Source organism: uncultured Salegentibacter sp. (genome assembly GCF_963972535.1).
GTDB lineage: Bacteria > Bacteroidota > Bacteroidia > Flavobacteriales > Flavobacteriaceae > Salegentibacter.
This window is the reverse complement of the sequence record NZ_CAXAVR010000090.1, coordinates 1-11363: the sequence shown is the minus strand read 5'-3', so window position 1 is coordinate 11363 and position 11363 is coordinate 1. Positions and strand designations below refer to the sequence as shown.

8 protein-coding genes are annotated in these 11363 nt (G+C 38.4%); all 8 read right to left on the bottom strand.

Annotation, left to right across the window (positions count from 1 at the left end):
• Positions 1-16: 16 nt before the first annotated feature.
• Positions 17-4318 (bottom strand): DNA-directed RNA polymerase subunit beta', encoded by a 4302-nt coding sequence (rpoC, locus tag AACZ30_RS10570; RefSeq protein WP_339649248.1) that lies wholly within the window; start codon positions 4316-4318, stop codon positions 17-19.
• A gap of 73 nt (positions 4319-4391) precedes the next feature.
• Positions 4392-8204 carry a DNA-directed RNA polymerase subunit beta gene (rpoB, locus tag AACZ30_RS10565; protein WP_075326002.1) on the bottom strand — a complete coding sequence of 1271 codons (3813 nt, stop codon included), beginning with the start codon at positions 8202-8204 and terminating at the stop codon, positions 4392-4394.
• A gap of 130 nt (positions 8205-8334) precedes the next feature.
• Positions 8335-8712 (bottom strand): 50S ribosomal protein L7/L12, encoded by a 378-nt coding sequence (gene rplL, locus AACZ30_RS10560; protein WP_075326001.1) that lies wholly within the window; start codon positions 8710-8712, stop codon positions 8335-8337.
• A 57-nt stretch (positions 8713-8769) separates the two neighbouring features.
• Positions 8770-9291, bottom strand: a complete 522-nt coding sequence (rplJ, locus tag AACZ30_RS10555; protein WP_075326000.1) for a 50S ribosomal protein L10 — start codon at positions 9289-9291, stop codon at positions 8770-8772.
• 11 nt (positions 9292-9302) lie between these two features.
• Positions 9303-10001, bottom strand: a complete 699-nt coding sequence (gene rplA, locus AACZ30_RS10550) for a 50S ribosomal protein L1 (protein ID WP_075325999.1) — start codon at positions 9999-10001, stop codon at positions 9303-9305.
• Between the two features lie 18 nt (positions 10002-10019).
• Positions 10020-10457 (bottom strand): 50S ribosomal protein L11, encoded by a 438-nt coding sequence (rplK, locus tag AACZ30_RS10545; protein ID WP_057482053.1) that lies wholly within the window; start codon positions 10455-10457, stop codon positions 10020-10022.
• 76 nt (positions 10458-10533) lie between these two features.
• Positions 10534-11085 carry a transcription termination/antitermination protein NusG gene (gene nusG, locus AACZ30_RS10540; protein WP_075325998.1) on the bottom strand — a complete coding sequence of 184 codons (552 nt, stop codon included), beginning with the start codon at positions 11083-11085 and terminating at the stop codon, positions 10534-10536.
• A gap of 10 nt (positions 11086-11095) precedes the next feature.
• The gene (gene secE / locus AACZ30_RS10535; RefSeq protein WP_075325997.1) at positions 11096-11293 is read right to left on the bottom strand and encodes a preprotein translocase subunit SecE; all 198 of its coding nucleotides are present in this window, start codon (positions 11291-11293) and stop codon (positions 11096-11098) included.
• Positions 11294-11363 lie beyond the last annotated feature (70 nt).

Genomic DNA, 11363 nt, shown 5'->3' with positions numbered 1-11363 from the left:
GGCTCTTTTATAGGCATTAGTTATAATTAACTTCTTGCTTGTGTTCCATCATTTCGTCAAATTCTTCTTTAGAACCAACGATAATGCTATCGTACTTACGCATACCTGTACCTGCAGGAATTCTATGTCCTACAATTACATTTTCTTTCAATCCTTCAAGCTTATCGATCTTACCGCTTACGGCAGCCTCGTTTAATACTTTGGTAGTTTCCTGGAAGGAAGCCGCAGAGATAAACGATTTTGTTTGTAGCGATGCTCGAGTAATACCCTGAAGAACCGGTGTAGCGGTTGCCGCTGTTACGTCTCTTGCAGTTGCAAGGTTTTTGTCTTCACGTCTTAACAATGAATTCTCATCTCTAAGCTCTCTTGGTGAAACGATTTGTCCTGGTCTTAAATTTTCTGAATCTCCAGCATCTTCAACCACTTTCATTCCGAAAACTTTATCATTCTCCTCAATGAAATCTGATTTATGAACAAGTTGGTTTTCTAAGAAAATAGTATCTCCCGGATCCTGAATTCTAACCTTACGCATCATTTGTCTTACAACAACCTCAAAGTGCTTATCATTAATTTTCACACCCTGTAGTCGGTAAACTTCCTGAACTTCGTTAACAAGATACTGTTGTACCGCGTTTGGTCCTTTGATATTAAGAATATCTTCTGGAGTAACAGAACCATCAGAAAGTGGCATACCTGCACGAACATAATCGTTTTCCTGAACAAGAATCTGGTTAGATAACTTCACTAAGTATTTCTTAACCTCTCCTAATTTAGACTCTACGATAATCTCGCGGTTACCTCTTTTGATTTTTCCGAAGGAAACAACACCATCAATTTCACTAACAACTGCTGGGTTAGATGGGTTACGAGCCTCAAACAACTCGGTTACCCTTGGAAGACCACCGGTAATATCCCCTGCTTTAGATGATTTACGCGGAATCTTAACCAAAATCTTACCAACACTTATCTTTTCTTCATTGTCTACCATAAGGTGGGCTCCAACCGGAAGGTTATAAGAACGAATTACTTCATCCTTTTTACCTAAAATATGTAAAGTTGGAATAAGCTTTTTGTTACGAGATTCAGAAATTACTTTTTCCTGGAATCCTGTTTGCTCATCTATCTCTACCTGGTAAGTTACACCCTGCTCAACGTTTTCATATTTAATTTTACCGGCAAATTCTGAAATAATAACCCCGTTATAAGGATCCCACTGGCAAACTACATCACCTTTAGAAACTTCGGCACCGTTATCTATAAAGATTTGAGAACCATAAGGAATGTTATTATTACTCAATACCACTCCGGTTTTCTTATCTTTTACTTTAAGCTCGGCAGTTCTTGAAATCACAATTTCAGACTGGCTACCATCTGGAGCTTCTCCTTTTACAACTTTAAGGTCTTCAATTTCGGCAATACCGTCAAATTTAACCTCTAGTTTATTATCTTCTGAAATGTTACCTGCAATACCTCCCACGTGGAATGTACGTAGTGTTAACTGTGTACCTGGCTCTCCAATAGATTGCGCAGCAACCACACCTACAGCTTCACCTCTTTGTACCAGTTTATTGGTAGAAAGGTTTCTTCCGTAACATTTTACACAAATTCCTTTTTTAGCTTCACAGGTTAATGGAGATCTTACTTCAACGCTTTCTATTGGAGCGTTTTCAATCTTTGTAACAATTTCTGAAGTAATTTCTTCGCCTGAGGCTACTAAAAGTTCATTATTAGAAGGATTAAGAACATCGTGAAGAGAAATACGTCCTAAAATACGTTCTCCAAGAGATTCTACAATTTCTTCGTTCTTTTTAAGTGGTCTAACTTCTACTCCTCTTAAAGTTCCGCAGTCTTCTTCATTTACAATAACATCTTGCGAAACATCTACCAGTCTACGGGTTAAGTAACCAGCATCGGCAGTTTTAAGTGCGGTATCGGCAAGTCCTTTACGTGCACCGTGAGTAGAGATAAAGTATTCAAGAATTGAAAGTCCTTCTTTAAAGTTAGAAAGAATTGGGTTTTCAATAATTTCGCCTCCACCAGAGTTAGATTTCTTAGGCTTGGCCATAAGACCACGCATACCGGTTAACTGACGAATCTGTTCTTTAGATCCACGAGCACCAGAATCAAGCATCATAAACACAGAGTTGAAACCTTGCTTATCTTCACGAATACGTTTCATAGCCAATTCGGTTAGACCGGCATTGGTAGAAGTCCAGATATCAATTACCTGGTTGTAACGTTCGTTATTAGTAATAAGACCCATATTATAGTTTCCTACAATACCTTCAACCTGCTCGTTAGCTTCATCAATCATAGTTTGTTTCTCTTCAGGGATAATAATATCACCTAAACTGAAGGAAAGTCCACCACGGAAAGCGTATCCATAACCCATTTCCTTAATAGCATCAAGGAATTCACCTGTAGCAGGAACACTGGTTTTAGCCAATACATCACCAATAATATCCCTAAGGTTTTTCTTGGTTAATACTGTATTCACATATCCAACTTCTTCTGGTACAGCCTGGTTAAATAATACTCTACCAACTGTAGTTTCTATAATTTGGTAAGTTAACTCACCTAGTTCATTAAAATCTTTAGCGCGAATCTTGATTTCGGCGTTAAGATCTACTCTCTTCTGGTTGTAAGCGATTACCACTTCTTCATCAGAATAGAAAGTAAGTCCTTCTCCCTTAACCTTAACTTCGTCTGTAGATTTTCTAGACTTGGTCATATAATAAAGACCAAGAATCATATCCTGAGACGGTACTGTAATTGGCGAACCGTTTGCAGGGTTAAGGATATTATGAGAAGCAAGCATTAATAACTGAGCTTCTAAAATAGCCTCTGGCCCAAGCGGTAAGTGAACCGCCATCTGGTCTCCATCAAAGTCGGCGTTAAATGCCGTACAGGCTAATGGGTGTAATTGTATCGCTTTACCTTCAATAAGTTTTGGCTGGAATGCCTGGATACCTAAACGGTGAAGCGTAGGAGCACGGTTAAGCAATACAGGGTGTCCTTTAAGAACGTTCTCAAGGATATCCCAAACTACCGGCTCTTTCTTATCTATTATTTTCTTGGCAGATTTTACTGTTTTTACAATTCCTCTTTCAATTAATTTTCTAATTACAAAAGGCTTGTAAAGTTCAGCTGCCATGTTCTTTGGAAGACCACATTCGTGCATCTTCAACTCAGGTCCTACAACAATTACCGAACGTGCTGAATAATCTACACGTTTACCAAGTAAGTTTTGACGGAAACGTCCCTGCTTACCTTTAAGAGAATCTGAAAGCGATTTTAACGGACGGTTAGAGTCAGTTTTTACCGCTGAAGATTTTCTTGTGTTGTCAAACAATGAATCTACAGATTCCTGAAGCATACGTTTTTCATTACGTAAAATTACTTCAGGAGCTTTGATCTCCATTAATCTTTTTAGACGGTTGTTACGAATAATAACCCTTCTATAAAGATCATTTAAATCTGAAGTCGCAAAACGTCCACCATCAAGAGGTACAAGAGGTCGTAATTCTGGTGGAATTACAGGAACCACTTTCATAATCATCCATTCTGGAAGATTCTCGCGATTATTATTAGCATCACGGAAAGCTTCTACAACCTGAAGACGCTTAAGCGCTTCTGTTTTACGTTGTTTTGAAGTTTCGTTATTTGCCTTATGTCTTAACTCGTAAGAAAGTTCGTTAAGATCTATTCTTCTTAGTATTTCAATAAGACATTCGGCTCCCATTTTAGCGATAAACTTATTTGGGTCGCTGTCTTCTAAATACATATTTTCCTGCGGAAGGCTATCTAAAACATTTAGATATTCTTCTTCAGTAAGGAAATCCATTTTCTTTAATGGTTCACCTTCTTCGTTTTTAGCAATACCGGCTTGAATTACTACGTAACGCTCGTAGTAAATGATCATATCTAATTTCTTAGATGGAAGACCAAGCAAGTATCCAATTTTATTAGGTAAAGAACGGAAATACCAGATATGTGCTACAGGAACTACCAAATTAATGTGCCCAACACGGTCTCTACGTACTTGCTTTTCGGTTACTTCTACCCCACAACGGTCACAAACAATTCCTTTGTAACGTATTCTTTTATATTTACCGCAGGCACATTCGTAATCCTTTACAGGACCAAAAATACGCTCACAAAACAAACCGTCACGTTCGGGTTTGTGCGTACGATAATTGATAGTTTCCGGTTTTAGAACTTCACCACGAGATTCTGCGAGGATAGATTCCGGGGAAGCCAAACCGATAGAGATTTTATCAAATCTCTTTACTGTATTCTTATCATTATTTCTAGCCATAATAACTCTGCTGCTATAATTATTGTGAAAAATCTGTTTTTGGGGCGCCGTAACGCCCCTTTAAAACAGTATTTTATTCTTCTAATTTAATATCCAAACCAAGACCTTTCAATTCGTGCATAAGTACGTTGAAAGATTCCGGCAGGCCGGGTTCTGGCATAGGCTCTCCTTTTACGATAGACTCGTAAGTTTTAGCCCTTCCTATCACATCATCTGACTTCACTGTTAAGATTTCACGCAGGGTGCTTGATGCTCCATAAGCCTCAAGTGCCCAAACCTCCATCTCACCAAAACGCTGTCCACCAAATTGTGCTTTACCACCAAGTGGTTGCTGTGTAATAAGCGAGTATGGTCCAATAGATCTGGCGTGCATCTTATCTTCAATCATATGTCCTAGTTTCAACATATAGATTACCCCTACAGTTGCAGGTTGGTCAAAACGATCTCCTGTTCCACCATCATAAAGATAGGTGTGCCCGTATCTAGGAATTCCAGCTTCATCAGTAAGCTCGTTAATCTGGTCTATGGTAGCTCCATCAAAAATTGGAGTTGCATATTTATTACCAAGCTTTTGTCCTGCCCATCCAAGTACAGTTTCGTAGATCTGACCAATGTTCATACGTGAAGGTACCCCAAGTGGGTTTAACACGATATCAACCGGTGTACCATCATCAAGGAATGGCATATCTTCCTGACGAACTATTCTTGCAACAATACCTTTGTTACCGTGACGTCCCGCCATTTTATCACCTACTTTTAGTTTACGTTTTTTAGCGATGTAAACCTTAGCAAGTTTAAGGATACCAGAAGGAAGTTCATCTCCAACAGAGATTGTAAACTTCTCTCTTCTCAAGTTACCCTGAAGGTCGTTTTCCTTAATCTTATAGTTGTGAATAAGATCTGCTACCAAAGTGTTTAAGTGATCATCTGTAGTCCAGGTACCGTGAGTTAAGTGAGTATAATCGTCTACTGCATTAAGCATTTTCAACGTATACTTCTTACCTTTTGGCATTACCTCTTCTCCAAGATCATTTTGAACTCCCTGAGCAGTTTTTCCGCCTATAATAGCGAATAACTTATCTACAAGTTCAGCTTTTAAATTGGCGAATTTAGCGTCGTACTTTTTCTCAAGCGCTGCAACATCTTCTTTATCCTGAGCTCTTTTACGCTTATCTTTAATAGCACGGGCAAAGAGTTTCTTCTCTATTACCACACCATTTAAAGATGGAGAAGCTTTAAGCGATGCATCTTTTACATCACCGGCCTTGTCTCCAAAGATAGCACGAAGTAATTTTTCTTCTGGTGTTGGATCGCTTTCTCCTTTTGGAGTAATCTTACCAATAAGAATATCGCCAGGTTTAACCTCTGCACCAATTCTAATCATTCCGTGTTCATCAAGGTCTTTAGTAGCCTCTTCTGAAACGTTAGGAATATCGTTGGTTAATTCTTCGTTACCTAATTTTGTATCACGAACTTCGAGTGAGTATTCATCAATATGGATAGAAGTAAAGATATCTTCCCTAACCACTTTTTCTGAAATTACAATAGCATCCTCAAAGTTGTAACCTTTCCAAGGCATAAAGGCAACTTTCATATTTCTACCTAAAGCAAGTTCCCCAGCTTCTGTAGCGTAACCCTGACATAAAACCTGACCTTTAGTTACTCTATCTCCTACCCTAACAATTGGCTTAAGGTTAATAGAAGAACCCTGGTTGGTTTTACGGAACTTAATAAGATCGTAAGACTTTGAATCGCTATCAAAGCTTACCATACGTTCTTCTTCAGTTCTATCGTACTTTATAATAATTTTCTTGGCGTCTACATATTCTACTTCACCTTCTCCTTCAGCATTAATCAATACACGAGAATCTGTAGCTACCTGGCGTTCCAATCCGGTTCCAACAATTGGAGAATCGGCTTGCAATAATGGTAATGCCTGGCGCATCATGTTAGATCCCATCAACGCACGGTTCGCATCATCATGTTCCAGGAACGGAATTAACGAAGCCGAAATAGATGAAATCTGGTTTGGTGCAACATCGGTATAATGAACCTCTTTTGGGTCTACTACCGGGAAGTCACCTTCCATACGGGCAATTACTCTTTCAGAATCTATAGTTCCATCTTCTTTAAGTGGAATGTTAGCCTGGGCAATTTTCTTGTCCTCTTCCTCTTCTGCACTTAAATAAATAGGTTCTTCTGAAAAATCTAATTTTCCATTTTCAACTTTACGATATGGCGTTTCAATGAAGCCCATTCCGTTCACCTTAGCATAAACTGAAAGTGAAGAAATAAGACCAATGTTTGGACCTTCAGGAGTTTCAATTGGGCAAAGTCTTCCGTAGTGAGTATAGTGAACATCACGTACCTCAAACCCTGCTCTTTCTCTTGATAAACCACCTGGCCCTAATGCTGAAAGTCTACGCTTGTGCGTAATTTCTGCAAGCGGGTTGGTTTGATCCATAAACTGAGACAACTGGTTGGTACCAAAGAAAGAGTTGATCACAGAGGATAATGTCTTCGCGTTAATCAAATCTATCGGGGTAAACACCTCGTTATCACGAACGTTCATTCTTTCACGAATGGTACGAGCCATACGAGCAAGACCAACTCCAAACTGTTGAGATAATTGCTCACCTACAGTTCTAACACGACGGTTAGACAAGTGGTCAATATCATCAATCTCAGCTTTAGAATTAATAAGCTCGATTAAGTATTTAATTATAGTAATAATGTCTTCTTTGGTAAGCACTTGCTTATCCATAGCAACATCAAGACCTAATTTTTTGTTCATTCTATATCGACCAACTTCTCCAAGGCTGTAACGCTGATCTGAGAAGAATAATTTATCGATAATTCCACGTGCAGTTTCCTCATCTGGCGGTTCTGCATTACGTAATTGACGATAAATATGTTCTACCGCTTCTTTTTCAGAGTTGGTAGGGTCTTTTTGTAATGTATTATGAATAATAGCATAATCTCCGGTAGAGTTATCTTCTTTGTGAAGAAGAATAGTTTTACTTCCGGTTTCAAGAATTTCTTCTATATGCTCTTTTTCAAGTTCTGTATCACGATCTAAAACGATCTCATTACGTTCTATTGAAACTACCTCTCCTGTATCTTCATCTACAAAATCTTCATACCAGGTATTCAATACACGGGCCGCAAGTTTACGACCTAATACTTTTTTTAGTCCTGTTTTTGAAACTTTTACCTCTTCTGCAAGGTCAAAGATTTCTAAAATATCTTTATCGCGCTCAAAACCTATGGCACGGAAAAGTGTGGTAACAGGTAATTTTTTCTTTCTATCGATATATGCGTACATAACACTGTTGATATCGGTAGCAAATTCTATCCATGAACCTTTAAAAGGAATTACACGGGCAGAATAAAGTTTTGTTCCATTTGCGTGGAACGATTGTCCAAAGAAAACTCCTGGTGAACGGTGAAGCTGAGAAACTACCACACGTTCTGCCCCGTTGATACAAAAAGTACCACTTGGAGTCATATAAGGTATAGTTCCTAAGTAAACGTCCTGTACGATGGTTTCAAAATCTTCGTGTTCAGGGTCGGTACAATATAGTTTTAATCTTGCTTTAAGAGGCACACTATATGTTAAACCACGCTCTATACACTCCTGAATGGAATATCTTGGCGGGTCCACAAAATAATCTAAAAATTCTAGTACAAATTGGTTACGGGTGTCCGTAATTGGGAAGTTTTCCAGGAAGGTATTATAGAGACCTTCATTTCCCCGCTCTTCTGATTTGGTTTCTAGTTGAAAGAAATCCTGAAAAGACTTGATCTGGATATCCAGGAAGTCCGGGTAATCAGGTCTGTTCTTTACAGAAGAGAAACTCACTCTTTCAGTTTGCTTTGCTAACATCAATGGACGGATTATAATTTATAAAAAAACGGGCGCGCAAGGAGTTAATCCCCTATATACGCAAAAGGGTTTAGACCTTCAGGAACGAATTCCTGAGGTCTAAACCTAAATAATATTGCTGCTGGCAAGCTTATTTAAGCTCAACCTCAGCTCCTGCTTCTTCTAGCTGTGCTTTAAGTGCTTCTGCTTCGTCTTTAGCTACTCCTTCTTTAACTGGAGCTGGTGCGCCATCTACTAATGCTTTAGCATCTTTAAGACCAAGACCTGTAAGTTCTTTTACAAGTTTTACAACTGCTAGTTTAGATCCACCTGGAGCCTTAAGAATTACGTCAAATTCAGACTGCTCTTCAGCTTCTTCACCACCACCAGCAGCACCGCCACCAGCAACAGCTACTGCAGCAGCTGCAGGCTCTATACCATATTCTTCTTTTAAAATATCAGCTAACTCGTTTACTTCTTTTACGGTTAAGTTAACCAATTGTTCTGCGAATTCTTTTAAATCTGCCATTTTCTATCGTTTTTAAAAAGTTCTTTAATTTATATTTGTTAAAAAGTGCGTACTAATTTATCCTTCCTTTTCTGAAAGTGTCTTAAGGATTCCAGAGATTTTACCGCCACCAGACTTAAGTGCTGAAATAACATTCTTAGCAGGTGATTGTAATAGTCCAACGATATCTCCAATAACCTCTTCTTTAGACTTGATATTTACAAGTGCGTCAAGGTATTCGTCTCCTACATAAACAGCTTCTTCAACAAAAGCTCCTTTAAGAAGTGGTTTTTCGTTTTTCTTTCTGAATTCTTTAATTACTTTGGCCGGTGCATTACCGGTTTCAGAAAACATTATGGAAGTGTTGCCTTTTAATACTGAAGGAAGGTCTCCAAATTCTTTATCTGAAGCTTCCATCGCTTTAGCAAGCAACGTATTTTTAACTACAGCCAGCTTTACGTTAGCTTTAAAACAAGCTCTACGCAAGTTTGAAGTTGTTCCGGCATCAAGGCCAGATATATCTGCTAAATAAACCACAGAATTATCTGTTAACTGGGCAGTTAAATCTTCAATTACTATTGATTTTTCTTCTCTTGTCATAATCTATACTATTATTGCTCAGTGAACCTTTTAGTATCAACCTGAACGCTCGGGCTCATTGTAGAAGACATGTGTATACTCTTAATATACACACCCTTAGATGCCTGAGGTTTCAACTTCACTAAAGTAGTTAATAATTCTCTCGCGTTTCCAGCAATTTTTTCAGCTTCAAAAGATGCTTTTCCAATTCCAGCGTGAACAATACCAGTTTTATCAACTTTAAAGTCAATTTTACCAGCTTTAACATCAGATACTGCTTTTGCAACATCCATAGTTACTGTTCCTGTTTTTGGGTTTGGCATTAATCCTCTTGGTCCAAGTACTCGTCCCAAAGGTCCTAATTTACCCATTACGCTAGGCATAGTGATAATTACATCAACATCTGTCCATCCACCTTTTATTTTGTCAAGATATTCATCAAGACCAACATAATCGGCTCCGGCTTCTTTAGCCTCTTCTTCCTTATCTGGAGTAACTAACGCAAGTACTTTTACATCTTTACCTGTACCGTGTGGAAGGGTTACTACACCTCTAACCATTTGGTTGGCTTTTCTTGGATCTACATTCAAACGAACCGCTAAATCCACAGATGCATCGAAGTTTTCGTTAGCAACTTCTTTAATTAAAGCTGAAGCTTCTGCCACCGAGTAAGCTTTATTGCTCTCGATCTTAGATTGGGCTTCCTTTTGCTTTTTAGTTAATTTTGCCATTTTTAATTTCTTTTTGGATTAAAACGGTGCATCACCTTTTACAGTTATTCCCATTGAACGAGCTGTTCCAGCAACCATTTTCATTGCAGATTCTACGGTGAAGGCATTTAAATCCTGCATCTTATCTTCTGCAATAGTTCTAACCTGATCCCAAGAAACACTTGCTATTTTCTTTCTGTTTGGTTCTCCTGAACCTTTTTTGTTCTTAGATGCTTCCAACAATTGTACTGCAGCTGGAGGAGTTTTAATCACAAAGTCAAAAGACTTATCTGAATAAACCGTAATCGCAACCGGCAATACTTTACCTTGTTTATCCTGGGTTCTACCATTGAATTGCTTACAGAATTCCATGATATTTACCCCGGCAGCACCCAAAGCAGGTCCAACTGGTGGTGATGGGTTAGCAGCACCTCCGCGAACTTGTAGTTTTACAACTTTACTAACTTCTTTTGCCATTTTCTTAATTTTTAAGGTGATAGTTTGTTAGAGTGGAAGCTTTAAAAAACCATCAAAAAATATGTAACTAAAATCTTTATACTTTTTCTACTTGCATATAGCTTAATTCCAACGGTGTTTTTCTTCCGAAAATCTTCACCATTACCTCAAGCTTACGCTTTTCTTCATTTATCTTTTCTACTGTACCATTAAAGCCATTAAACGGACCGTCTATAACTTTTATGGTTTCTCCAATAGTAAAAGGTATTGCTACGTTATCGGTTTTTACTGAAAGTTCATCTACTTTACCAAGCATTCTGTTAACTTCAGATTTTCTAAGCGGCACAGGATCTCCTCCTTTTGTTTCGCCTAAAAACCCAATAACGCCATTAATATTTTTAATCACGTGTGGCATTTCACCTTCAAGACTAGCTTGAATCATTACATACCCGGGAAAATAAACACGTTCTTTGTTTACTTTCTTACCATTTCTAATTTGGATAACTTTTTCGGTAGGAACTAAAACCTGATCCAGATAATCTTCCATTCCAAGATGGTTAACCTCTTTCTCAATATAGTCTTTAACCTTGTTTTCCTGACCGCTAACGGCACGAACTACATACCACTTTTTTTCCTTTCCTTCTGCCATCCTACTATCTTTAAGATTTAATCCATTTGAAATATTCTTCGATAGCCGAACTAAATACGGTATCTACACCCCAAATAGCCAGTGAAAAAATAATAGAAAAAACGGCTACAAGGATGGTTAGCCTCTGTGCTTCGGGCCAGCTTGTCCAGGTAACGTGGTTTTTTAATTCGTTATAAGATTCTGATATATAATTGCCAATTCCTGCCATGTGATTCTTAAGGTATTTGCACGGGTTGAGAGGCTCGAACTCCCGACACCTGGTTTTGGAGACCAGTGCT